The organism is Mucilaginibacter aurantiaciroseus (genome assembly GCF_024055595.1).
In the GTDB taxonomy this organism is placed as follows: Bacteria; Bacteroidota; Bacteroidia; order Sphingobacteriales; family Sphingobacteriaceae; genus Mucilaginibacter; species Mucilaginibacter aurantiaciroseus.
The window spans coordinates 333,632-356,984 of record NZ_JAMXOF010000001.1; the positions used below are offsets into that span (position 1 = coordinate 333,632).

Consider the following 23,353-nt stretch of genomic DNA (forward strand, 5'->3'; position numbering starts at 1 on the left):
AAAAAGTGACCTGTATCACTTTTGAAAGATAGGCGGTTATACCTTTGATATACCCCACTTTTAAATATTATGCAGATCATGTGTTGTCGAAGCGGCATTGCGGTTACTTTTAAAAGCTGGCTATTAAAAATCACCCTGTTTATCTTCGCTTTTACACTAAATAAAATAGTACCTAACTAACAAATTGAGTTAATTACTTCAATACATGGCATTGGGCCCATAACAGCAACAGTAATCATGGCTGAAACTAACGGATTTGAACTCATCAAAAGCAAAATGCAGCTAACCAGTTATGCAGGCCTTGATGTCAAAGAGAAAGAATCCGGAACGTCTGTAAAAGGCAAGCCCCGCATATCCAAAAGAGGCAACCGGTATTTGCGAAAAGCAATGTATATGCCAGCTATCAGGCATTCGGAAAAGTATAAAGAAATCTTTATGAGAATAGTATCAAAGAATGGCTTAAAAATGAAAGTATGTGTAGCAGTATAAAGAAACTACTGGAAATGGCTTACACCATTTATAAAACTAAAACACCCTATCAGGCTAATTACCTGCAAACTCAAAAAGAAAATAAATTGGTATTAAATAGTTAGAGCAGCCACTTAAAAGAACCGCCCTAAACAGGCTGGTAGAAAGCCGCCTTAAGACTCAAATATAAAAATACTTTTAATACTTACATATTAACATAGAATCTAACGCAAATCCTTTATGTAATGAGACGCGATACTTCGCGTCTTTTACCAGATTTTGTCTGAACCTTAATTTATAGAATTAAAGAATTTTCAAAAAGTTTTCTCTAAAGAGCGTTGGCCAAACGTCAAAGCGGGCGGGGCGGGGGTCTGGCGGGAATGTCGGTTTAGCTTCGAAGTCCGCGTATGCGGCGAGAAAGCGTTCAGAATCGGCAGAGCGGGCGGAAGCTTCGCTTTGACTTAGCCTTTTCTTTTGGTTACTTTTCCTTGCGGCTAAGGCAAAGAAAATGAACATCCACAGGCTTGTAATAACTCCCTTCCGAAGCTGACGAGGCGCCAATCGACGACTTTTCTATCGAAGATTGATACGCTATCGCTCGCAATGAAGTAGACTTATACGCGCGACAAATGGTTCAACAAGCTCACCATGATATCGTTTAGATGATCCCGTGCAGCACCCCACCAATTTCACCCATTTTATCAACCAACTTCTCCACTTCCGGGTCGCGTTCCAAAACCGGGGCATGGTGTGGTTTAATGCGGGCATCTATCATCAGCGGGCCGTTGCAACCCCAGTGTTTGTGCTCGGTAAAGCTGTTGATGCCGTAAATGTCATGACTTGGGTTGCTGCGGGTAAAGGTTACCCATACAAAATTATTGATGCTTTGCGCGGTAAAGGCGGCATCATCACACAACACCATCAGCGGCAACCCGCTTAATTCAGCTTCGGCTAAATGTTCCTGTAGTATTTCCATCATTAAAGGCATATCGCTGGTGCGGATGTTTTTAGGCACCTCTATAGCTAATACGCCCGGCATCACCATTTTATAATTTACAAAGGGGCGGGGCAGGGTAAAAGTTGATGGCAACTCGTTCCAAAGCTCGCGTTTGATATCACCGGCTACTGTAATGGCAACTTTACTGCCGCTGTTGAGGCCATCGCCGCTGTAATCGAGGGTATCAATAGTAGTACGGGTATGAAAATGAAGGTCTCGGGTAAGGTCTATACGTTGCAGGATATGTTTTAGGAAACCGCCTACATCGTTCACATCCAGACTTGGGTTATCCTCTTTCGCGGCGATGAACAGGTATTTTGCAAGGCTCAATTGCCCTTTGCCTAATATGTGGTTGGCAATGGTGATGATCTCCTGCGGGTAGCGCTCTTTCACATAAGGCGTATAACGCTCACTGCCAATGGCAAACAAAAGCGGATGCACACCGGCAGCATCCACCGCGTTTACAGCATGCAAACCTGGGATCTCCTTCGGGATGGCACTGCCGGTAATTTCGTGGATCAAAGCGCCAAAGCTGGTATCCTCCTGCGGCGGGCGACCAACTACGGTGAACGACCATATCGCATCCTTTTTATGATAAACGTTGTGCACTTTCATTAGTGGGAACGGGTGCACAAGACTATAGTAGCCCAAGTGATCGCCAAACGGGCCTTCGGGTTTATTTTCCATCGGCATCACTGTACCGGTTATTACGAAGTCGGCATCGGCAGAAATACAGAAGCCTTCATCGTCATAAAAATAACGGAACCTACGATTGCCTAAAGCGCCGCCAAAGGTCATTTCAGATAAGCCTTCGGGCAGGGGCATTACGGCAGCAACGGGATGTGCCGGCGGGCCGCCTACAAAAATGCTCACTTTTAATGGTTGGCCTTTAGCGTTGGCCTTAGTTTGGTGCACACCAATACCTCGGTGTAGCTGGTAGTGCAGGCCTATCTCTTTATCTTGCACGTAATCGTTACCGCCAAGCTGGATGCGATACATGCCAAGGTTAGCATTCATAACGCCCGGCATATCGGCATCCTCCGTATAAACCTGCGGCATGGTTACAAAAGGGCCTCCATCTTTAGGCCAGTTTACTATTTGCGGTATGTCGCTAATTAATGCTTTATCAAAACTTATCGGTGCATCCTTGCGTACTTTCATCGGCAAGGCCGATAGTGCGGTCATTGCTGTATTTGCGTACTTAAAAGGGTGTTTGATGGCCTTTATCGGGTCGTTTTTAATATCAATTAAGGTCTTTATTTTCTCCAGTGTATCCCTAAAAATAAAGCGCGACCTATCCAGCGTACCAAATAAATTTGACACCGCCGGAAACTTGCTGCCCTTTACGTTTTCAAATAAAATGGCAGGGCCCTGGTGCTCAAAAACACGCAGGTGTATGGCTGCCATTTGCAGGTAAGGGTCAACCTCTTCCTTAATGCGGATGAGGTGGCCGTTCTTTTCAAGGTCGGTAATGCAAGCCTGTAAACTATTGTAACCCATTTTAAGCTAATTAAAGCCCAAAGATATTATACATTTTAATGTTTTAGCGATATTTAGGTCATGAAACAGCTTATTGTATTACTGGCCGTGTTTGGCGTAAGTTCGCAGGCAACATTTACTGCAGGCCACCCCGCCCGATTATTACTTCTGCATAAGGCTAGCTATGGGTATAATACTCATCTTCGCGGCTACGGCAAATTTTAAATTTTCCAATGGTATGGTACTGATGGTGCCGAATTATATAACTTATAAAGAGGCCTTAGTTTATATTACCGGCTATATTGAGATCCTGGTAGTTATAGGTATGCTGGTTAAAACCTTGCTTGTGCCTGTTGGCTGGTTTGTTATTAAGCATATTTAGATGTTAATGAAAATCCAAAAGATAATTAAAACCGCGAAGATGGCGACGACTACTCTTTTGTGAACTATGTAGGGAATGCTAAGTTGGGGGTGAAACCTATGATGGCCACTATTAACATTGGTAAAGATTATTATCAATTTAAGATTCCGGTTTACCTGATACAAGGCGAACAGGATATTTTAACCCCTATGGAAACAACCAAAGTTTATTTCCATAAAATACAGGAACCAAAAAAGCAGATGATATTAGTGCCAAATGCCGCACATGGTTTTAACCAGGCGGTTTTAAATGCGTAGTTGAAAGCCATAAAACAGCTCAATAACGAAAAAAAGTAATACGATAGATTTACTTCCTTTTTATCATTAAAAAAGATATATTACTTTTGGCCTGACAACAATTCCAGCCTCTATGTCGGTACTTATTTTTACGATCATCATACTTGTTGGCGCGTATTTCGCGGGCTTGTTGGGTTCATTGACCGGTCTTGGCGGCGGGGTGGTTATAATTCCCTTACTTACCCTTGTATTAGGCGTTGATATTCATTATGCTATCGGCGCTTCGCTGGTATCAGTTATCGCTACTTCATCAGGTTCTGCAGCGGCATATGTAAAGGAGGGTATTACAAACATACGGCTTGGTATGTTTTTGGAAATAGCTACAACCATAGGTGCGCTCATAGGCGCATTAATAGCCGTTTATATTCCGGTACAATACATTGCGGTGCTATTTGGCGTGATACTAATCTTTTCCGCAATCATGTCGTTACGTAAAAAAGCGGAAAAGATCCTGATAGAGCCAACTTACCTGGCAGCCAAACTAAAACTCTACGGAAGCTACCCCGATGGTAATGGCGAGCAGATTAATTATGGCGTTACCCGTGTAAGCGGCGGTTTCTTTATGATGCTCTTCGCAGGGACTATCTCCGGTTTATTAGGTATTGGTTCGGGCGCATTAAAGGTGTTGGCAATGGATACCATTATGCGCATCCCGTTTAAAGTAAGCACCACTACCAGCAATTTTATGATAGGGGTAACGGCTGCAGCAAGTGCGGTTGTATACCTGCAACGCGGGTACATAGACCCCGGTATTGCTATGCCGGTGGTAATAGGCGTACTCTTCGGCGCCATTACGGGTTCCAAGATCCTTGTCCACACGAAATCATCGCGCTGGTTACGATGGGTATTTGCCGTAGTAGTAACCTTTTTAGCCAGCCAGATGATCTACAACGGTATTACGGGGAAGATATAATTTAGTGACTGGTGAGTAGAGAATGGTGAGTAGTTTTTAATTTTTATATTTACCTTAAATCTTGCAACCACTCGCCAATAAACCATTCACCAGTCACAAACGCATGAAACGCCTTTTCAGCAACCTTACTTTCCAGGTTATTATTGCCATTATATTGGGCGTAATAGTTGGCCTTGAGTTTAAAGGTTTTGCGCCCACCGCGCAGATGATCAGTAAGGTATTCATCAGCCTGATAACGATGCTGATAGCGCCTATTATCTTTTTCACCATTGTGCTGGGTATTGCCGGCATGAGCGACATCAAAAAGGTGGGCCGTGTTGGTGGTAAAGCCCTGCTATATTTTGAAATTGTTACTACCCTAGCGCTGGTGATAGGGGTTACCGTTGCCAATATCATCAAACCCGGAGCCAACTTTTTTAATAACCACGTTAAGGTGGATACCGCCAAACTTGCATCCTACGAAAAAGCCGCTGCCGAAATGAAATGGGGCGATTTTATAGCGCACATAGTACCTACAAACGCCTTCGAAGCTTTTGCCAAAGGCGATATTATACAAATCCTGTTTTTTGCTATCCTGTTCGGTTTTGGCTTAAGCCGTTTGGGGGAGGCGGGGCAATCCATCATCATTACGTTTGATAAGCTATCCAAGGTGTTTTTTAACATCATGAAGATTGTGATGAAGGTTGCACCAATAGGCGCCTTTGGCGGGATGGCATACACCATTAGTACTTACGGGCTGGCAACGCTTAAACCACTTGCCTTGCTGATGGGTTCTGTTTACCTCACCATGTTCCTGTTTATATTTGTGGTGCTGAATATCATCGCCTACCTGTTTAAATTTAGTTTGTGGCAATACCTTAAATATATTAAAGAGGAGATCCTGATCGTGCTGGGCACATCGTCATCCGAATCGGCTTTGCCGGGGATGATGGAAAAGCTGGAGAAGTTTGGCTGTTCCAAATCGGTAGTGGGCTTGGTGATTCCCGCGGGGTATTCCTTTAACCTGGATGGGACTACTATTTACCTATCTATGTCGGTAATATTTTTGGCACAGGTATTTAAGATAGATCTTTCTATCGAACAACAATTGAGCATTATTGGTATCCTCATGATTACCTCAAAAGGTGCAGCAGGTGTAACAGGCAGTGGTTTTATTGTGCTCACCTCCACACTGGCGGCCATTAAAATTATCCCGGTAGAGGGTGTTGCCATTCTTTTAGGTGTAGACCGTTTTATGAGCGAAGCACGCGCTATTACCAATGTAATCGGCAATGGGGTGGCTACAATTGTGGTGGCTAAGAGTGAGGGAGAATTTATAAAGCCTATTTCAAATGAATAGCACGTTATATTTTGTTTTGACCTTAATAAAAGTTATAGCTTTTTTTTGGCTTTTTGTTTTCGTTGTACGGAATATAGTACCTGCAATCAAAAATAATGACCGCGAAAAATTAAAAAAAATTGGAATGCGGTTTTTGTTCATATTTATGTTTGTAATAATCTTAACAATAGTAGAATTTGCAATTGCTTTTAATAAATAATTATTCTAAGCCAGTTGTATCCACCTTAAAATTCGGCTTTGTTATTTTCGCACTTGTAGCCTTCGCCTTAAACCGTTGCAGATTATCCTTAATATAAAGCATCATATTATAATCCGTCATTACATCTATCTGCGCCGGGCTGGGGCGGTACATGGTAATAAAATCATTTAAAGTGTCTCCCCGTAGGTTGGTAACACGGGCAACCAGCCGTTTGTTAAAGCGTTGCGCGGTGTGGTCTTCGCGTTCGTAACGCAGCATATTTTGCTGTAAACGGTAGGCGGTAGTATGCTTTTTGTTTACTGCTTTAAATAATGATAGCAAGTCGACCGTTGCCCAGGCAAATGGAACGTTAACTGCAGATGGATGCATTACCTCAACAAAACTCGGGCCTTTAAAAGCAAACTCTTTGGCAAACTGCTTGCGGTTATTTACGCTGTCGCGGATGAAGTTTCGTTTCGCCATAATAGCTACCTCGTTAAGCCTGATGGATGCCGTTTCCAGTTCTATCAGCTTCAAGTTGCCGCTCCAGGGACTTATTACTTTGGTGTAAGGTTTATATCCCATGGGTTTAATACGCAAGGTATCCGTTACTTTAGATATACGAAGCGTAAAAGCACCCTGCTCGTTGGTCATGGTGTTGGTTGCGGTTGCCGAAACAATAATATATTCGATAGGCTTGCGGGTTTTTTTATCTATTACGAAACCTGTAACCGTTTGCGCAGCCGCGTTAATGCAAAACAGCAAAAGCAATACCGGTAACAGGTTTTTCATAGGTTCGATGTTGTATTATAAAGTTACATGCTTTATTTAAAAAATAGATAACGTTTAACTCATTTTAACAATGGGATCAAACAAGTACGGCAACCAAATGTCTGCCGTATGTTATTATTGGAGATGCCTAATTACAAATGATCTTCAGTTTTCTGGTGTATTCCAGGTTTAGCGGTTCGTTAATTTGTACAAGGCGTTGCGAACCTACGTTGGCCGGACAGGCAATACCATTTGGCGCATCATAAACCAGCCCGGGTTTAGTGCTTATCAGTTCCTGTGGCACAAATATCTGCCTCTCGTAATAGAATATTCACTCGGGAAATACCTGATGTAATAACCATTGGGGTGTAAGGACCAGGTGACAGACGGTACGTCAGGATCTGGTTGTGAAGCAATACCTGCTATTACCGCATATTTCTTCATTTCTTCGTAAGATGAATTGCCGGCCTGCGGATGTTATTTTCGGCCCCGAAAACGCTTTGTACCGCAGTTGGTAGCTGGCCTTTGGCTTTATCCATCAGGCTTGCTGGTAATACACTTAAAGCGCCGTCTTCTAGTACTAATAGTTCCTGTGGGGGCAGCAGCGTGTTTGCTGTTAGCTTAATATCAGTCCCCATATTTACAAAACGGGTCCGTGCAATAATGGCCCATAGCAATACCTGTATATCGTGCTGTTTAACGTTGAGGTGTTTTTGAGTATTTTTAAGGATCAGGATCACCACGTTGCTTTTAGGCCCCAGTACCGGTGCAAGCATATAACCATCGTCCTTACCCGCGCGTACCGGCATGCAGGCGATAGCTTTGGTTGGTCATTTCGTAAAAGCCGGCGCAAAGTTTAAACCCGCCGCCGGATACCATCTCCGTACCCTTATCAAGCGGTTTTTTGCCAAATTGATTAAACTGCGCCTGGGCCGCTATTGTGAAAAGTAAGCTTGTAAAGATGCTAAAGATGAGTAAGTTGTGTTTTTTATGTGGTATATAGGTGTGTTTGTGAATTTTTTTTAACTAAAATGATATTAAAGCAATGTTATGCTTAAATTTATTACTGTTGATTATTGAAATCGGGTTTTAGCAAATACATAACTTAAAAGTGATTTTTTGATGGATTTCAATTTTGTACACCTATGCAGGTAAAATATAATTTGACTTTAAGGGCAATAACTTTAGATTTGCCATACAAAAACTAAAAAGCCGATGAGCGTTCTCGTAAACAAAGATTCTAAAGTTATAGTACAGGGTTTTACCGGTAAAGAAGGTAGCTACCATGCTGAGCAAATGATTGCTTATGGTACACAGTTAGTTGGTGGTGTTACACCGGGTAAAGGTGGCCAAAGCCATTTAGACAGGCCTGTTTTTAACACAGTTAAAGACGCGGTTGACCAAACAGGTGCCGATGTATCTATCATTTTTGTTCCGCCAGCTTTTGGTGCAGATGCCATTATGGAAGCTGCCGAAGCCGGTATCAAAGTTATTGTATGTATCACCGAAGGTATCCCCACAAAGGACATGATTGCGGTAAAAGAATATTTAACCGATAAAGATAGCCGCCTTATTGGCCCTAACTGCCCGGGTGTTATTACTGCCGATGAAAGTAAAATTGGTATTATGCCGGGCTTTATCTTCAAAAAAGGCCACGTAGGTGTGGTTTCAAAATCGGGTACGCTTACTTACGAGGCGGTTGATCAGGTTGTTAAGGCCGGTTTAGGTATCACTACCGCTATTGGTATTGGTGGCGACCCAATCATAGGTACCCCAACAAAGGAAGCTGTTGAATTATTAATGAACGACCCTGACACACACGGAATCATCATGATTGGTGAAATTGGTGGTGGTATGGAAGCAGAAGCCGCTCTTTGGATCAAAGAATTTGGTACGAAACCGGTTGTTGGCTTTATTGCCGGCCAAACAGCGCCTCCGGGCCGTCGTATGGGCCACGCTGGTGCAATTGTTGGCGGTACCGATGATACAGCTGCTGCAAAAATGAAGATCATGCGCGAGTGTGGGATCCGTGTAGTAGAATCTCCTGCCGAAATTGGCGCTGCCATGGCAGAGGAATTGGCGAAACTGAAATAATAGAATCAAGAATTAAGATATAAGAAAATCCCGGTCAATTTTAACCGGGATTTTCTTGTTTAATACCTACTGTGTCATTGCGAGCGATAGCGCAGCAATCTTATAGGACAAGCGGATATGCTGAGATTGCCATGTTGCTATGCTTCTCGCAATTACATAACATATTTATTCTAAAAATCCTTAAATTCGTTAATTCCGATTCAGACAAAATCATCCCGCTATGAAAAAATACCTTGTTCTTTTTCTTTTAGTCTCCACCACTACTTTCGCCCAATACAAGCCTGCAACCTTTACAGACCCCGACAGGCTGAAGAAAATTGAGGCGACTTTCCCGGTTATCGATAAGCTTTATAAAGAATATGCCGAGCAAAACCACTGGCCGGGTATGGCTTATGGTATTGTGATGGATGGTAAGTTGGTGCATACGGGCAATATGGGTTATACCGATATCGACGCCAAAATACAGGTAAGCTCACAATCCGATTTTCGCATAGCATCCATGACCAAGAGCCTTACAGCTATGGCTATTTTGAAACTGCGCGACGAAGGTAAATTAAAGTTGGATGATCCCGCTTCGCTTTACATACCCGAAATGAAGAACAATAAGTATCTCACAAAAGATGCTACACCGATAACCATTCGCCATTTGCTTACTCATGCCGCAGGTTTCCCGGAAGATAACCCATGGGGCGACCGCCAGCTGGCGGTTAGCGATGATGAACTGGTAGCCATTTACAAAAAAGGGGTATCGTTCTCTAATAATCCCGGAAATGGTTATGAGTATAGCAACCTGGGTTTTGCAACTCTTGGGTATATCATAAAAAAAGCATCGGGCAAAACTTATGAGGATTACATCAGCGACAATATCTTGAAACCCCTCGGCATGACGCATACTTATTGGGAATACACAAAAGCACCCAAAGATAAGTTGGCCCACGGTTACCGCTGGATGAATGAAAAATGGATAGAGCAACCCTTACTGCACGATGGTGCATACGGCGCCATGGGCGGGTTGATAACCACTATTGAAGATTTTAGCAAGTATATAGCAGTGCACCAAAATGCCTGGCCGGCCAGGAATGATGCGGAATTGGGCCCGGTTAAACGCAGTTCTGTCCGGGAGATGCAATATCCCTGGGATGTCAATTATTTAACCCCAAATGCTAAAACCACTACTGGCAGGCCCTGCCCAACGGTGTCCGCCTATGGCTACGGTCTGCGCTGGGCTAAAGATTGCGATAACCGGGTTTATGTTGGCCACAGCGGTGGTTTACCCGGCTTTGGCAGCCAATGGAATATCCTGCCGGAGTATGGCGTTGGGGTAGTTTGCTTCGCTAATTTAACGTATGCTAACGGCGGCAGGGCTAATGCCATCGCGTTAGATACCTTGCTGGCATTGTCGGGTGTTAAACCCAAGGCTGTTGCGGCCTCGCAAATATTAACTCAACGCCGCGATGAATTAGTAAAACTGTTACCCGACTGGGACAACCCAATAGCAACCGGGATTTTCGCCGATAACTTTTTTATGGATTACTTCCCTGACAAATTAAAAACTGAGGCTACTGATGTTTACGCCAAAGCTGGTAAAATAGTAAGCGTGGGAGAGATTATACCCGATAACAACCTGCGCGGTTATTTTATTATGAAGGGCGAGAAGGCTGACGTGCGCGTGTCGTTTACCTTAACGCCCGAGAACCCGGCGTTGATACAGGAGTATCACATTGGGGTGGTGAAACTTTAAAACCCACCCGCGCCCGCGAATGGAATATTTATTACGCTACCCCATTTATTCCAAATTCGGTAATAAGGCCGGTGGTTAGGTTTATCTTAACATTAAAGAAGCAGCTACCACCGTCTAATACAAAAACTACATGTGTTTTCCAGTCAAAATTATCAGTTTTACAGAAACAATTTACCCAAACCTCTTTTTCTCCTTTAGAGTTTATAACGACTATAAACTGTTTGTAATACTTTCCGGGATTACTAATAAGGTTATCCTGTATTAATAGGTAATTTTGTATGGCGTCAATTTTATTTTTATCGTAGTTGCTTTTGTGAAGCTCTTTACTCATTTCTTTATATTTTTTCATTTCGGCCCGCAGGTCATTTAGTTCTGAAACGCGGTTTCGAATTAGCTTTTCTATTTTTTTGATTTCCGTAGCATATAGCGCTGTCGGCTTTGAACCCGTTTCGAACCTATCTTTGTCCCTATTCTCGTCTAATGGAATTAACGCGTATTTTTTAATATCGATATAAGCTGTATCATCTTTGAACGATATTGTCTGTGTTGTTGTAGGCTGCGTAAAATGTACAAATGTGTAGGTTGCAATAATTAGTAGGTTCATGCCTATAAGATTACGAAAATTTTCTATTATAGTAGGCTTTTTCGCGCGCACTTCGAAAGGTTAGAAATGGCATCCACCTCTCTTTTGTCTGTGCATTTGCATCTTGTCAACCCCATGTAAACATCCATTCCACAAACTAAATCTGCCCCAAAATTGTCGTATATTTATATAAAAACGAAGAGCTATAGGCGGTGAAATCGCTTCTAAAATCATATAATCAATATAATGGCATATAATCAATTAACACCCGAAGAAGAATACATCATATTACACAAAGGTACCGAGCGCCCGTTTACCGGCGCGTTGCTGGATAACAAGGCCGAAGGCGTATACGTTTGTAAGCGTTGCGATACACCGTTGTACACTTCCGAATCAAAGTTTGAATCGCACTGTGGCTGGCCAAGTTTTGACGATGAGATAGCCGGTGCAGTTAAATGGGAAACCGACGCGGACGGTAGAAGGACAGAAATACTTTGCGCGAATTGCGGTGCTCATCTAGGCCACGTTTTCCAGGGTGAGTATCTTACACCTAAAAATACCAGGCATTGTGTTAACTCGGTTTCTATGAAATTTGTATCGGTTGACGAGCTGAAAAAATAAGTCAATACGACAGGTTTAATGAGCCCCGAAAGTTTAAATACCCGCGGTTTTTTTGGCAAGATTTTTTTCTTTTTCCACATGTTGCTTTGTTAAATAATCAGTCACTCAATGTTAAATTTTCGGCGCGTAAAAATGACGTTTTTGAAGCCTTTTACCTTAGGTATTCCTTTGATTTTTAGGGCGGTTGACAACGTGTTTATATCCTGCAAGGATTAATGGTTTTTTATTTTTAAATATTCAATTTATTAGTTTAAAACTTGGTAACAAGCTGTTTGTTAAGTTCTTGTTTTTAATGTCATTCTAAAATACTTTTGAAGTATTGCTGGATATTGTTGACAACTTATAGGTGATGTTAAAAACTTAGATTAACATGAAACGGTGTCTTACCCTATCTTTGAATTAGAAGTTCTTTTTAACGCTATCTGTGTTGTCGATAGTTCTATCGAAACAGAAAAGAAAAGACCATGGTAAAACATGGGCTAATGTGCAACTAAAAATAGTTTAGAAACGATTAGTGGGGGTATATAAAGTGAGTAATATAAATGCGAAAAGCAATTTTTTTCGCCGTTTAAGTAAAAACTCGCAAGGTATAACTGTCTGCTGTCAGCTCGTTACAAAAACAGTAGGATAGAGGGTTAACAGGAAGATGAATTTAATACATAATACATAAAATATAAGGAACCGTTCGTATGGCAGAGCAAACAGAATTACTACTAAAAGAAAACAAAGACCGCTTTGTGATCCTCCCAATAAAATACCCCGCTATTTGGGAAATGTATAAAAAGGCCGAAGCCAGCTTTTGGACAGCAGAAGAGATAGACCTGTCTGACGATATGAAACACTGGGAAGTTTTGAACGATGGCGAACGGCATTTTATTTCGCACATCCTGGCTTTCTTTGCAGCAAGCGATGGTATTGTTAATGAGAACCTGGCCATCAATTTCATGAGCGAGGTGCAATTGCCCGAGGCACGTTGTTTCTACGGTTTCCAGATCATGATGGAGAACATCCACTCAGAAACTTACGCGTTATTAATTGACACTTATATAAAAGACCCTGTCGAAAAAGACCGTTTGTTCCACGCTATTGATACTGTGCCATGTGTAGGTAAAAAGGCCGAATGGGCGCTTCGCTGGATAAACAACGGAAGCTTTGCCGAGCGTTTAATAGCATTCGCGGCGGTAGAGGGGATCTTCTTTAGCGGTAGTTTCTGCTCTATCTTCTGGTTAAAAAAACGTGGCTTAATGCCGGGTTTAACTTTTAGCAATGAACTGATCTCCCGTGATGAGGGTTCGCATTGTGAGTTTGCTTGTATGCTTTACAAAATGTTGGATGTTAAATTATCAACAGCAGATGCGACCAAGATCATCACAGATGCGGTTGAGATTGAAAAAGAATTTGTGAGCGACGCGCTACCGGTAAGTCTTATTGGTATGAATGCCAAACTGATGAGCCAATACATCGAATTTGTGGCCGACCGTTGGTTAGACGAATTAGGTTACCCTAAAGTATACAACGTATCGTGTCCGTTTGATTTTATGGAGATGATAAGCCTGCAAGGCAAAACCAACTTTTTTGAGAAACGCGTTGGCGATTACCAAAAAAGCGGCGTAATGAACAGCACCGCAGAAAGCAAGGCGTTCTCGTTAGACGAGGATTTTTAGGGTAGAGATTAGAGGCTGGAGATTAGAGATTAGTTTTTAAATCGGTGAAATCGCAACAGCAAAAAAACGGTGAAATCATCCTCAAATCGGTGAAATCGCAAATAATAAAATAATTAACAATAAGCCCTGTCGGGTTGGCAGGGAATAAGGAGGTGGCAAAATGTTCGTATCAAAAAGAGACGGAAGAAAAGAGTCGGTAAAATTCGACAAGATCACAGCACGTATCGAAAAACTGTGCTATGGGTTTAACCTGGTTGACCCAATTGATGTGGCAAAAAAAGTAATTGAAGGTTTGTTTGATGGTGTTACCACCTCCGAACTGGATAACCTTGCAGCCGAGACGGCAGCATCGTTAACCACCAAACACCCTGATTACGCTTTACTTGCCTCGCGTATAGCGGTATCCAACCTGCACAAAAACACCACCAAGTCGTTCTCTGAAACTATGAAACGTATGTATGAGTACGTTGACAAAAAAACCGGTAAAAACGCCGCTTTACTTGCCGATGATGTATACGAGATCATCCGCGAGAATGCCGATATCCTGGATAGCAGCATTATTTACGACCGCGATTTTGGTTTCGATTACTTCGGTTTTAAAACCTTAGAAAAATCGTACCTGTTAAAGGTAGACGGTAAAATAGCTGAACGCCCGCAGCACCTGTTTATGCGTGTATCGGTAGGTATCCACAAAGAAGATATCGAAAGTGCCATCAAAACATACCACCTGATGAGCGAACGCTGGTTTACCCACGCTACACCAACCCTTTTCAATGCCGGTACACCAAAACCTCAAATGTCATCATGTTTCCTGTTAACTATGAAGGATGACAGCATCGAGGGCATCTACGACACGCTTAAACAAACTGCCAAGATCTCGCAAAGCGCGGGTGGTATTGGTTTAAGCATCCACAATGTAAGGGCTACAGGCTCATACATCAGCGGTACAAACGGTACCAGCAACGGTATCATCCCAATGCTAAAAGTATTTAACGATACCGCACGTTATGTAGATCAGGGTGGTGGCAAGCGTAAAGGCGCTTTCGCTATCTACCTGGAGCCATGGCATGCAGATATATTTGAGTTTTTGGACCTGCGTAAGAACCACGGTAAAGAAGAAATGCGCGCACGTGATTTGTTCTACGCCCTTTGGGTATCTGACTTATTTATGCGCCGTGTAGAAGCTAACGAGGAGTGGACACTGTTTTGCCCGCACGAAGCACCGGGCATGGCAGATTGCCACGGTAAAGAATTTGAAGAACTTTACGAACGTTATGAGAGAGAAGGCCGAGGCCGTAAAACCATTAAAGCGCAAGAACTTTGGTTTGCAGTGCTTGATGCCCAGGTTGAGACTGGTACCCCATACTTGTTGTATAAAGATGCTGCCAACGCAAAATCTAACCAGCAAAACCTGGGCACCATCAAAAGCTCAAACCTTTGTACCGAGATAATGGAGTTTACTTCTGATAAAGAAGTTGCGGTATGTAACCTTGCCTCATTAGCGTTGCCACGTTACGTAATCAATGGCGAGTTTGACCACGCTAAGTTGTACGAAGTAACCTACCAGGCTACATTGAACCTTAACAAGATCATCGATAATAACTATTACCCTGTTGTTGAGGCAGAGTACTCTAACCTGCGCCACCGCCCAATTGGTTTAGGTGTACAGGGCTTGGCTGATGCCTTTATCCTGTTACGTTTACCGTTCGAAAGCGAAGAAGCAAAGCAATTGAATAAAGACATATTTGAAACCATTTACTTTGCTGCCATGACGGCTTCTAAAGACCTGGCTATAAAAGATGGCGCTTACGAAACCTTTAAAGGCTCGCCTTTATCAAAAGGTAAGTTCCAGTTCGATCTTTGGGATGTAAAACCCGAGAGCGGCCGTTGGGATTGGGAAAATCTGCGTTTAGATGTAATGAACCACGGTGTGCGTAACTCATTGTTAGTAGCGCCGATGCCAACCGCATCTACCTCACAGATCCTGGGTAACAACGAATGTTTTGAGCCATATACTTCAAACATTTACACCCGCCGTGTGCTAAGCGGCGAGTTCATCATTGTGAACAAACACTTATTGCGCGACTTAGTGAACCTTGGTATCTGGAATACCTCAATGAAAGACAGGATCATCACTGCGAATGGTTCTATCCAGGATATCGCCGAAATCCCTCAGGATCTCAAAGAGATCTACAAAACCGTTTGGGAAATTAAGATGCGTAACATTATAGATATGGCTGCCGATAGGGGAGCTTATATCTGCCAGTCGCAATCATTAAACCTGTTCATCAACGCACCAAATGCGTCAAAACTAACTTCAATGCACTTCTACGCATGGAAGAAAGGCTTAAAAACAGGTATGTACTACCTGCGTACACAAGCAGCATCGCAAGCGGTTAAATTTACCGTTGAGAACCAGGGTGGTGGTAAAAACATGGAAGCCGTTATACCTGAAGTTGTTTCTGACAGTAACCAGGAAGAAATGCCGGCCGGCCCATCTTGCTCAATGGAAGAGGGTTGTGTTACCTGCTCTGCATAATTTGCCTAATATTTCATATAAATTATAAGTAGTCGGAAAGTCAGAAAGTCCGAATAAGTCCGAAAGTTAAAAGATGTTTTCTCATCTTTGCTTTCGGACTTTTTAATTAAACAAAAAATCACTTCACGGACTTTCGGTCTTTACCGACTTCCGGACTTAAAACAATGCTCACCTCACCCAAACACGAAATACTCCACTGCGACCGTTGCAGCGCGCCCTTTGAATGTAAAGCAAATTCATTCACTAAGTGCCAGTGCAGTACCGTGCAGCTAAGTATCAACGAGGTGCAATATGTAAGCGAACTATACGATGGCTGCCTTTGCGCCAACTGCTTGCTGGAGTTACAAAAGGAGTACCAGGTGAGTTTGTAGAAGAATTTTCATCTCTGTGTACTTTGTGGTTTCCTCCTTGCCCTTCAGTGTTTAAACAAAATTTGGCAAAACCTTTGCTACAACTATGTACAAATTCAACACACACTACCATGGCAAAATATTCTGAAAAAGCGGTCGAAAAGGTTGAGAAAACCATGCACGAAATGAAAGAAGGCGAGCTGAAAGGCGGCAACGGTAAAAAGGTTACCAGCAAAAAACAGGCTATAGCGATAGGGCTATCTGAGGCACGTAAAGAAGGCGCTAAAGTGCCTAAGAAGAAAGATTAAATATGTTATGAATCGCCCGGTACATGGGTGCTTTTTTATTGAAATGAAAACTCGTTGGCTAACCAGGCTTCCAGTTTGTTTTCTTTGTCAAGCTTTATCAGCTGCTCTACATCGTTATCGTGCTTATGGGTAGGCTCTGCGGTGTACTTGGCAATAACAGCCTTTAGCGCGGCTAAATTAGCCTGCGTTTTATTAAAATCTTGCTTGTGTTGTATAGCATATTTAGAAAACTGCGACATATAGATGAACCCTAACTGCGGGTTCGTATCCGACAGGTCCATAATAGCCTGTTTCAACTCAATCACCACATCAGGTGTCCCTTCTGTCCATTTTAAGATGAACTGTGTGGCTGCCTCTGATTTTACAGGCTCGGTACCCCAGTGGGTATGCATCAGCCAGTCGGCTGTTTTGACAACGTCGGCCTCGTATTTGGTATAATCTTCCGGTTTGGTAAAATGATAATCTTTAGGCACTTCATAGCTTTGGGCAAATGCCTTTGTGCTGATGAACAACGTTATCAATAAAACAGACCTTAAAATATTTTTCATTCTATTAAGCTGATGCTAAGATAATTCTAATTTTTGAGAGATGGTAAACGTATCCATTATTTTCATCAAAACAACAGCTTCGTCAATAGTACAAGGGTTAGGGCCTTCATCTTTAAAGTAGGCTACTATCTTGGTGATCATCGGCTGCTGGATATGTTCTGGATGGGTAAAATTTACCGTTTCCTCGCCTTTTTCATTTTTCAGCGTAACAAATGTGCCAAAGAACGGGAAGGTTATTTTCCCTTTTGTGCCGATGATCTCACAGATATCTGTAGCCTCGCTTGGCGCTACATTAAAACACCAGGAACCGTTCACCACCACTTTGTTCTTGAATACGATCTGCCCGCAAACATGATCGTTGGCAGGGCTAAACCCGCCTTGGTTAAGGCTGTACCCGGTTGAAGATGCCGGTTTGCCAAAGTAATATAACATCAGATCGAGCTGGTGAGGAGCCAGGTCATGAAAATAGCCACCGCCCGAAAATTCGGGCTGCAGGCGCCAGTTGTCTACATCGGCTTGCGGGTTTGGGTTTTGGTATTTCCACATGCGGATCTGCACCGTGCGGATGTCGCCAATGGCGTTGCTGTCTATCAAACTCTTCACATGCAAAAACATAGGCAAAGCCCGGCGGTAATGCGCTACAGTAAGTTTTGCGCCGCTTTCTCGCACGGCATCGGCCATATCCTGCGCTTCCTGCGCGTTGCGGGTAACGGGTTTTTCTACATAAATGTTCAACCCTTTTTCAATAGCGCGCAAGGCATACTCCAAATGTGAAGCCGGTGGCGTAGCAATCGATACCGCGTTAACCTCCGGGTCGTTCATCAGGTCTTCGGCATCGCTGTACCATTTGCCAACATTGTGGCGTTGGGCATAGTCGGCGGCTTTGGCGGCATCGCGGCGCATTACGGCAACCAGTTTGCTATCGGTAATTTTATTATAAGCCTGTCCGCTCTTTTTTTCGGTTACGTTGCCGCAGCCTATAATGCCCCAGTTAATTGTAGTCATGTATGTTTAGCTTAACATTGCCAGCAATTCTTCATCGCTGATGATCGGTATATTCAATTTATTCGCTTTTTCTAATTTGGCAGGGCCCATATTCTCACCCGCCACAAGGTAATTCAGCTTAGCAGAGATACTGCTCAAGATCTTCCCGCCGTTTTGCTCGATAATATCTTTCAACTCATCTCGCGAGTATTTCTCAAACACGCCGGAGATAATAAAGCTTTGCCCGCTGAATTTTTCGCTGGCAAGGTTCACTTCTTTTTCTTCGGCCACAAATTGCAGGCCGCTTGCCCGTAGTCTTTCAATTTCCTGGCGATGGCTTTCGTCTGCAAAATATTCGGTGACGCTCTCTGCTATGCGGCCGCCAATTTCTTCGGCAGCAATTAGTTCTTCGGCGGTAGCAGCCATCAGGTTATCAATGGTTTTAAAATGCGCTACCAGTTTTTTGGCAACTGTTTCACCCACGTAGCGGATCCCCATTCCAAACATCACTTTTTCAAACGGTTGCTGTTTAGACCTCTCAATACCATCCAACATATTATTGATAGATTTTTCGCCAAAGCGGCCAAGCTTCTTAAGGTCATCGGCACGTTCAAATAAATGATAAATATCGCTGATGTGCTTAATAAAATCCTGGCGGTAAAGGGTTTCAATAGTTTCATCGCCAAGCCCGTCGATGTTCATGGCTTTGCGGCCAATGTAATGCTGCATTTTGCCCATAATTTGCGGCGGGCAGCCTTCATCATTGGGGCAATACCATGCAGCCTCGCCATCGGCACGAAGCAGTTTGGTGTTGCAAGCAGGGCAATGGTTAATGTATTCAATAGCCTTCGTGCCGGGTTTGCGTTTGTCCAGATTCACGCTAATGATCTTAGGGATGATCTCGCCGCCTTTTTCTACAAAAACGGTATCGTGTTCGTGCAGTTTAAGGCGTTCAGTTATCTCATCAGCGTTATGCAATGTGGCGCGTTTTACAGTGGTGCCAGCCAGTAGTACCGGCTTTAAATTGGCCACCGGGGTAACCGCGCCTGTGCGGCCAACCTGGTAGGTAACAGCCAGTAATTCGGTCTCCACACGTTCTGCCTTAAATTTGTAGGAGATAGCCCAGCGTGGCGATTTGGCGGTGAAGCCAAGTTCCTGCTGTTGCGAGTAGTTATTTATTTTAATAACAATACCATCAATGTCATAACTCAGGTCATGGCGGGCTATATCCCAATGGTTAATAAACTCCAATACGCCGTTAATGTCACTTACCAAACGGCTATGGTTATTTACATGGAAGCCCCAGTTTTTAACAGCTTCGAGGCTTTCCCAGTGGGTTTTGAATAAAGTTTTTTCGGTGTAAAGGCCATATAAAAAACAATCCAGCGGACGGCGGGCAACCTCTGCCGAGTCCTGTAGTTTCATAGTGCCAGATGCAAAGTTACGGGGATTAGCATATGGCACTTCACTGTTATCTACACGCTCTTTGTTCAGGCGTTCAAAAGCTTTCAGGTGCATAAACACCTCACCACGAATCTCGAACAGATCCGGGTAGTTGCCGTTATCTAATTTCTTGGGTATGCTATGAATGGTACGAACGTTAGTGGTTACTTCATCGCCCTGCGCGCCATCGCCACGGGTAACGGCACGGGCAAGTTTGCCATTCTCGTAAGTAAGGCTCATAGAAAGGCCGTCGAACTTCAGCTCGCATACATATTCAAAATTATCGCCTATTGACTTGCGGATGCGCTGATCAAAATCTATTAGCTCCTGCTCGTTATAGGTGTTTCCTAACGAGAGCATCGGCCAGCGGTGTTTAACCGTTACAAATTCTTTGGTGATATCACCACCAACCACCTGCGTAGGCGATTCGGGGTCTAAAAACTCGGGGAACTGTTTTTCCAGCTTGCTCAGCTGTTCCAGCTTTTGGTCGAAATCGTAATCAGAAATAGTAGGCATAGCCAGCACGTAATAGTTGTAAGTGTGCTGTCTCAGCTCGGCAGTAAGGGCCTTAATTTGGTCTTTGGGCGACATGATAGCGAAGATAGGAATTGTTGCTTAGCTAAGATAATATCGAATAATGAATTTTAATATCGAACGCCGAAATTAACTTCAATATTCGTTATTAGTTACTATACTCCATAACAGCCACCACCGAATAATGGTCTGACGGCGTGCGGCCATGATTGGTTTTTGTTAAAATAGCGTAGCGTTTAACCTTAAATTGTTTGTTTACAAAAATATGGTCGATGCGTTTATCGCCGGCGGTACAATCGCTTTTGTTGGAGTAACGTAGGTTATAGTTTCCGATGTTAAACCGTTGTGCTTTGGTTAAGGTAGATGCTGCTGTAAGCAACAATAGAATTAGTGTTATTGATTATCCGTTGGCTTTAGCCAACAGTAATGAACAGAAAGAACTAAATTTTAATTAACAAATCTCCTCCTGATACCTATCGGGGTTCTAAATCTCTCCCTCTCTCTTCCTCAAAAACCATTCGGCGCTAAGCAGCAATAGTATTAGTACAAAAAACCATTCTACATCTATCAGATCGCTATAGCGCTTGTCTTCATAAACAACAGTTTTGATGTTTTCGTTTTTGCGGATCAGGTCGGCAAGTTTACTGATCTGCGATGGCAACAGCATTTGTCCGCCCGATTGTGCCGCCATATTACGCAGCAATTGATGGTTAGCCGTGCTTTGGCGGGTCTCTAAATTTAGTTGCTTTACGGTGATCTGCCCGTTAGCGGTAAATGCCTTCTTGCCGTTGCTTGTAGTGGCGGTGTAAGTGTATTCGCCAATCGGTAGGGTGCCTGCATTTAGCTGGTAACTTTGCCCGCTGCGTGTGAACAAAAAGCTGTAGTTTTTACCCGACTGGCTTTTTAAATTGATCTTCACATCCGGCGTGTTAATGAGTTCCAGCGCGTCGTTATATAACTCGGCGTTTAGCAACACATTCTCGCCCTCGTCAAAAACATTTTTGGATGCGTAAACCCTAAAACGCTGGCGGTTTGTGTTGGCGGTTAGGTACTGTACGGTTTGGCTTAGCAGTTCTTCTACTGCATGGTGGTTACCAAACTCGCGGTATTCGGCAAGTTGCCAACGCCAGATGCCTTCGCCGGTAAGCACGGCAGATTTGCGGCCGCCCTCGTCATTAAAAGCTAATAGGGGGTATGGCGTTTCTACACTTCCAATTTTTTGTTTTAGCAATACCGACGCCGTTCCCAATACCTCATAATTGCCAAAAGCAGCCAACAATGGCGGTAGCTTACTCAGTTTATTTAGGGTTGAATCTGTCAATGTAAACGCCGAAAACGAACTGACCGGCTGCGCGAAGGTTTCCTGCACTTCCTGGCTATTAGAGGTTACTTTAACCGCCTTTTGCGCCGCGTTAACTGCCGACAAGTTGGTTTGCGTACCCGCGATGTGCCAAAGCGGTGTTTTGCTTTGTAATAAGTATTGCAGTTTGCTATAACTACCGGCCGATAGTTGGTACAGGATAGCCATGCTATAATCGCCCGGTTTAACGGAAGCTATATCGCTTAGTAAACTCGTTTTTACTTCGAAGTTTTTATTACTTTCGATGCCTTGTTTAATAACGGCCAGGTCGGGGTGTGGCCCATCGTACAGGAGCAGGATCTTTTGGCGGGCATCCAGCACATCAATATAAATGGTTTCGGTATTGTTTTGTACCGATAATTCATTTTTTACCGGGGCAAGGTTGATGGTAAACTTGCGGATGCCTTTTTTATCAGCATTCAACTTCACGGGGATAATCTTTTTAAACGCCGCCGATGTAATAGCAATATTTTGAGCATATACCTGCCGGCCATCCTGCGTGATGCTTAGCCTCATATGTTCGCCGGCGCTTTGGTAGGCTTCCGCCAGGATCTCCACCTCAAAATCATTCCCCAGGAAAGCGGTTTTATTATAGTTTACATTGCTGATAAGCAGATCCCGGCGGGGAATGGTATCGCCAAGGGCAATGGTGTAAATGCTGGTTTTAATGTTTCTGGCTTCGTAGGTTGGGTCGGTGCCAAGGTTGTACAAGCCATCGGTAGCCAGCACCAATGCGCCGATGTTGCGGTTCACAAAACGTTCGTTCAGTTGCTGTAGGGCAGCGGAGATATCGGTTTGTTTACCTTGGAAGGTACGTGTTAAACCGTCATGTAAATCCTTGTCAAAGGCGAAATCATGTACTTCATAATCGTTTCCAAGTTCAGCTTTAAGTCTGGCTAATCCATTAACCGACAACCCCAGGTCCTTCGATTTTGAAAAAAACTTTATCGATTCTGAATTATCCTGCGCGATCAGTACCACCGGTTTTTGCGGCAGGTAACTGGTAGAACGCACCAATGGAGAAACCAGCAATAGTGCTAAAAAACTCACCACCAATGCCCTAAATGCGAACAAAGTATAGCGCATGCCCTTTACCAACTGCACAGGTTTGCGGTACATGAACCAGGCATAAAGGAAACCCAAAACAATGCAGGCAGGTACCCACCATACCGAAACCGTTCCCCAGGTTAACGACATTAGTTTATAGCCCGATGAGTTGTGAAACTTGTGTTAAAGCGCATAACATCCATACCCGCAAAATGCGAAATTATTGTGGAACGGTTTAATTAATTTTTATGCGGACAGGCCCTTTAATATGTCTGACATCTACCGGCTTGCCTTTTTGTGTGATAGTAACCTTGCCGTCTTTTTGCAATTCAATTGCCGCATCCCTAACTTCCTGCACGTGCTTGCGCCAGTTGGTTGGGAATAATGCCCGCGCTACCTCACTCGGGCAAACGGTTTTATCCGGCCCGCGTTCGGTGGCCATGGTTAGGATGGTTTAGGTGATGGAGTTATTGGCCATTCTTTTATAACAAAAGCGACAAGTTTATGCTTGCCGCTTTTGTTAATTTATGATGCTTTTAGTTGGTCAAATGTTCACGTTCACGATTGTGAACACAGGTGGTTTTTTACAATAATCTAATAATCAATATCTTGCATTTTAATCTACTGACAAAACACTACCACCACAAGGTATCAGTTTTTTACTTTTTACTTTTT

At 43.4% G+C, this 23,353-nt stretch carries 23 protein-coding genes; 12 read left to right on the forward strand and 11 right to left on the reverse strand.

Going from position 1 to position 23,353, the window contains the following annotated elements; all coding sequences use genetic code 11:
* Window positions 1-192: 192 nt before the first annotated feature.
* The gene (locus NAF17_RS01540) at window positions 193-489 is read left to right on the forward strand and encodes a transposase (protein ID WP_370340862.1); all 297 of its coding nucleotides are present in this window, start codon (window positions 193-195) and stop codon (window positions 487-489) included.
* Window positions 490-1,126: 637 nt separating this feature from the next.
* Here NAF17_RS01540 and NAF17_RS01545 read toward each other — a convergent pair.
* Window positions 1,127-2,965, reverse strand: a complete 1,839-nt coding sequence (locus NAF17_RS01545; protein ID WP_252756215.1) for a UbiD family decarboxylase — start codon at window positions 2,963-2,965, stop codon at window positions 1,127-1,129.
* Window positions 2,966-3,128: 163 nt separating this feature from the next.
* Here NAF17_RS01545 and NAF17_RS01550 point away from each other — a divergent pair, with 163 nt between their 5' ends.
* From NAF17_RS01550 to dctA, 4 genes are all read left to right on the forward strand, one after another.
* Window positions 3,129-3,326 carry a DoxX family protein gene (locus NAF17_RS01550; RefSeq protein ID WP_252756216.1) on the forward strand — a complete coding sequence of 66 codons (198 nt, stop codon included), beginning with the start codon at window positions 3,129-3,131 and terminating at the stop codon, window positions 3,324-3,326.
* A 98-nt stretch (window positions 3,327-3,424) separates the two neighbouring features.
* Window positions 3,425-3,622 (forward strand): PhoPQ-activated protein PqaA family protein, encoded by a 198-nt coding sequence (locus NAF17_RS01555; RefSeq protein WP_252756217.1) that lies wholly within the window; start codon window positions 3,425-3,427, stop codon window positions 3,620-3,622.
* 112 nt (window positions 3,623-3,734) lie between these two features.
* Complete coding sequence (locus NAF17_RS01560) at window positions 3,735-4,574, forward strand: sulfite exporter TauE/SafE family protein (RefSeq protein WP_252756218.1); 840 nt, start codon at window positions 3,735-3,737, stop codon at window positions 4,572-4,574.
* 103 nt (window positions 4,575-4,677) lie between these two features.
* Complete coding sequence (gene dctA, locus NAF17_RS01565; protein ID WP_252756219.1) at window positions 4,678-5,913, forward strand: C4-dicarboxylate transporter DctA; 1,236 nt, start codon at window positions 4,678-4,680, stop codon at window positions 5,911-5,913.
* A 199-nt stretch (window positions 5,914-6,112) separates the two neighbouring features.
* Here dctA and NAF17_RS01570 read toward each other — a convergent pair whose 3' ends face one another.
* From NAF17_RS01570 to NAF17_RS01580, 3 genes are all read right to left on the reverse strand, one after another.
* Window positions 6,113-6,883 (reverse strand): carboxypeptidase-like regulatory domain-containing protein, encoded by a 771-nt coding sequence (locus NAF17_RS01570; protein WP_252756220.1) that lies wholly within the window; start codon window positions 6,881-6,883, stop codon window positions 6,113-6,115.
* Window positions 6,884-7,010: 127 nt separating this feature from the next.
* Window positions 7,011-7,166, reverse strand: coding sequence for a hypothetical protein (locus NAF17_RS01575; RefSeq protein WP_252756221.1), 156 nt, complete (start codon window positions 7,164-7,166; stop codon window positions 7,011-7,013).
* A gap of 136 nt (window positions 7,167-7,302) precedes the next feature.
* On the reverse strand, window positions 7,303-7,671 hold the full coding sequence (locus tag NAF17_RS01580; RefSeq protein ID WP_252756222.1) for a hypothetical protein: 369 nt from the start codon (window positions 7,669-7,671) through the stop codon (window positions 7,303-7,305).
* Between the two features lie 406 nt (window positions 7,672-8,077).
* Between NAF17_RS01580 and sucD the strand changes: the two genes are divergently transcribed.
* Together sucD and NAF17_RS01590 are read left to right on the forward strand one after the other, a co-directional pair.
* Window positions 8,078-8,956 carry a succinate--CoA ligase subunit alpha gene (gene sucD / locus NAF17_RS01585; RefSeq protein WP_252756223.1) on the forward strand — a complete coding sequence of 293 codons (879 nt, stop codon included), beginning with the start codon at window positions 8,078-8,080 and terminating at the stop codon, window positions 8,954-8,956.
* 220 nt (window positions 8,957-9,176) lie between these two features.
* On the forward strand, window positions 9,177-10,697 hold the full coding sequence (locus tag NAF17_RS01590) for a serine hydrolase domain-containing protein (protein ID WP_252756224.1): 1,521 nt from the start codon (window positions 9,177-9,179) through the stop codon (window positions 10,695-10,697).
* A 31-nt stretch (window positions 10,698-10,728) separates the two neighbouring features.
* On the opposite strand, the gene NAF17_RS01595 is transcribed toward NAF17_RS01590, so the two are convergent.
* Window positions 10,729-11,301 (reverse strand): hypothetical protein, encoded by a 573-nt coding sequence (locus tag NAF17_RS01595; RefSeq protein ID WP_252756225.1) that lies wholly within the window; start codon window positions 11,299-11,301, stop codon window positions 10,729-10,731.
* A gap of 225 nt (window positions 11,302-11,526) precedes the next feature.
* Here NAF17_RS01595 and NAF17_RS01600 point away from each other — a divergent pair, with 225 nt between their 5' ends.
* From NAF17_RS01600 to NAF17_RS01620, 5 genes are all read left to right on the forward strand, one after another.
* Window positions 11,527-11,901: a methionine-R-sulfoxide reductase gene (locus NAF17_RS01600; protein ID WP_252756226.1), complete on the forward strand. Its 375-nt coding sequence runs from the start codon at window positions 11,527-11,529 to the stop codon at window positions 11,899-11,901.
* A gap of 689 nt (window positions 11,902-12,590) precedes the next feature.
* A complete protein-coding gene (locus NAF17_RS01605; protein WP_252756227.1) occupies window positions 12,591-13,565 on the forward strand; it encodes a ribonucleoside-diphosphate reductase small subunit in 975 nt (324 codons plus the stop codon).
* 160 nt (window positions 13,566-13,725) lie between these two features.
* Window positions 13,726-16,104: a ribonucleoside-diphosphate reductase subunit alpha gene (locus NAF17_RS01610; protein WP_252756228.1), complete on the forward strand. Its 2,379-nt coding sequence runs from the start codon at window positions 13,726-13,728 to the stop codon at window positions 16,102-16,104.
* A 164-nt stretch (window positions 16,105-16,268) separates the two neighbouring features.
* Window positions 16,269-16,475: a cysteine-rich CWC family protein gene (locus NAF17_RS01615; protein WP_252756229.1), complete on the forward strand. Its 207-nt coding sequence runs from the start codon at window positions 16,269-16,271 to the stop codon at window positions 16,473-16,475.
* Window positions 16,476-16,585: 110 nt separating this feature from the next.
* Window positions 16,586-16,762 (forward strand): DUF6496 domain-containing protein, encoded by a 177-nt coding sequence (locus NAF17_RS01620; protein WP_252756230.1) that lies wholly within the window; start codon window positions 16,586-16,588, stop codon window positions 16,760-16,762.
* Between the two features lie 35 nt (window positions 16,763-16,797).
* Here the strand turns inward: NAF17_RS01620 and NAF17_RS01625 are convergent, their stop codons facing one another.
* The 6 genes from NAF17_RS01625 to NAF17_RS01650 form a co-directional block, all read right to left on the reverse strand.
* Complete coding sequence (locus tag NAF17_RS01625; protein ID WP_252756231.1) at window positions 16,798-17,310, reverse strand: hypothetical protein; 513 nt, start codon at window positions 17,308-17,310, stop codon at window positions 16,798-16,800.
* Between the two features lie 15 nt (window positions 17,311-17,325).
* Entirely contained in the window at window positions 17,326-18,315 is a 990-nt protein-coding gene (locus NAF17_RS01630; RefSeq protein ID WP_252756232.1) for a Gfo/Idh/MocA family protein, read from the reverse strand.
* 6 nt (window positions 18,316-18,321) lie between these two features.
* Window positions 18,322-20,328: an NAD-dependent DNA ligase LigA gene (gene ligA / locus NAF17_RS01635; protein WP_252756233.1), complete on the reverse strand. Its 2,007-nt coding sequence runs from the start codon at window positions 20,326-20,328 to the stop codon at window positions 18,322-18,324.
* 91 nt (window positions 20,329-20,419) lie between these two features.
* Window positions 20,420-20,653, reverse strand: coding sequence for a hypothetical protein (locus NAF17_RS01640; RefSeq protein WP_252756234.1), 234 nt, complete (start codon window positions 20,651-20,653; stop codon window positions 20,420-20,422).
* Between the two features lie 102 nt (window positions 20,654-20,755).
* Window positions 20,756-22,828 (reverse strand): vWA domain-containing protein, encoded by a 2,073-nt coding sequence (locus NAF17_RS01645; protein ID WP_252756235.1) that lies wholly within the window; start codon window positions 22,826-22,828, stop codon window positions 20,756-20,758.
* Window positions 22,829-22,913: 85 nt separating this feature from the next.
* A complete protein-coding gene (locus tag NAF17_RS01650) occupies window positions 22,914-23,120 on the reverse strand; it encodes a DUF3253 domain-containing protein (RefSeq protein WP_252756236.1) in 207 nt (68 codons plus the stop codon).
* Window positions 23,121-23,353: the final 233 nt, after the last annotated feature.

Coding starts and splice junctions, on each gene's coding strand:
- NAF17_RS01650 (WP_252756236.1), bottom strand. CDS start 23,120: ATGGCCACCGAACGCGGGCCGGATAAAACCGTTTGCCCGAGTGAGGTA.
- NAF17_RS01620 (WP_252756230.1), top strand. CDS start 16,586: ATGGCAAAATATTCTGAAAAAGCGGTCGAAAAGGTTGAGAAAACCATG.
- ligA (WP_252756233.1), bottom strand. CDS start 20,328: ATGTCGCCCAAAGACCAAATTAAGGCCCTTACTGCCGAGCTGAGACAG.
- NAF17_RS01550 (WP_252756216.1), top strand. CDS start 3,129: ATGGGTATAATACTCATCTTCGCGGCTACGGCAAATTTTAAATTTTCC.
- NAF17_RS01610 (WP_252756228.1), top strand. CDS start 13,726: ATGTTCGTATCAAAAAGAGACGGAAGAAAAGAGTCGGTAAAATTCGAC.
- NAF17_RS01590 (WP_252756224.1), top strand. CDS start 9,177: ATGAAAAAATACCTTGTTCTTTTTCTTTTAGTCTCCACCACTACTTTC.
- NAF17_RS01555 (WP_252756217.1), top strand. CDS start 3,425: ATGATGGCCACTATTAACATTGGTAAAGATTATTATCAATTTAAGATT.
- NAF17_RS01560 (WP_252756218.1), top strand. CDS start 3,735: ATGTCGGTACTTATTTTTACGATCATCATACTTGTTGGCGCGTATTTC.
- NAF17_RS01605 (WP_252756227.1), top strand. CDS start 12,591: ATGGCAGAGCAAACAGAATTACTACTAAAAGAAAACAAAGACCGCTTT.
- NAF17_RS01545 (WP_252756215.1), bottom strand. CDS start 2,965: ATGGGTTACAATAGTTTACAGGCTTGCATTACCGACCTTGAAAAGAAC.
- NAF17_RS01600 (WP_252756226.1), top strand. CDS start 11,527: ATGGCATATAATCAATTAACACCCGAAGAAGAATACATCATATTACAC.
- NAF17_RS01630 (WP_252756232.1), bottom strand. CDS start 18,315: ATGACTACAATTAACTGGGGCATTATAGGCTGCGGCAACGTAACCGAA.
- NAF17_RS01570 (WP_252756220.1), bottom strand. CDS start 6,883: ATGAAAAACCTGTTACCGGTATTGCTTTTGCTGTTTTGCATTAACGCG.
- dctA (WP_252756219.1), top strand. CDS start 4,678: ATGAAACGCCTTTTCAGCAACCTTACTTTCCAGGTTATTATTGCCATT.
- sucD (WP_252756223.1), top strand. CDS start 8,078: ATGAGCGTTCTCGTAAACAAAGATTCTAAAGTTATAGTACAGGGTTTT.
- NAF17_RS01645 (WP_252756235.1), bottom strand. CDS start 22,828: ATGTCGTTAACCTGGGGAACGGTTTCGGTATGGTGGGTACCTGCCTGC.
- NAF17_RS01580 (WP_252756222.1), bottom strand. CDS start 7,671: ATGCCGGTACGCGCGGGTAAGGACGATGGTTATATGCTTGCACCGGTA.
- NAF17_RS01615 (WP_252756229.1), top strand. CDS start 16,269: ATGCTCACCTCACCCAAACACGAAATACTCCACTGCGACCGTTGCAGC.
- NAF17_RS01625 (WP_252756231.1), bottom strand. CDS start 17,310: ATGAAAAATATTTTAAGGTCTGTTTTATTGATAACGTTGTTCATCAGC.
- NAF17_RS01595 (WP_252756225.1), bottom strand. CDS start 11,301: ATGAACCTACTAATTATTGCAACCTACACATTTGTACATTTTACGCAG.